The organism is Micromonospora sp. SL4-19 (genome assembly GCF_047921475.1).
Taxonomy (GTDB): domain Bacteria; phylum Actinomycetota; class Actinomycetes; order Mycobacteriales; family Micromonosporaceae; genus Micromonospora.
In genome coordinates, this window is the sequence record NZ_JBLROB010000121.1 from 1 (window position 1) to 214 (window position 214).

Consider the following 214-nt stretch of genomic DNA (forward strand, 5'->3'; position numbering starts at 1 on the left):
GGCCGGAGGGAGCGTCCCGATCGCGGGACGCTCCCTCCGGGTTCAGCTGGTGTTACTGGATAGCGCTGGTGAACTTGAAGTAGGAGCGGTACTGGAATCCGTTGTCCAGGGTCAGGACGAACTCGCGGCAGGTGCCGGCCCAGGCGGGGTCGGTCTTCCACGGGTAGTTGTACTGGCCGTTGGCGTTGACCGACATGTGTGATCCGCCGGGGTT

The 214-nt window shown here is 64.5% G+C and carries 1 protein-coding gene; it reads right to left on the reverse strand.

Annotated features, from left to right (window positions below):
• Positions 1-52: 52 nt before the first annotated feature.
• On the reverse strand, positions 53-214 hold a 162-nt coding region (locus ACNAVT_RS31950; protein ID WP_416301734.1), incomplete at its 5' end, for a PxKF domain-containing protein.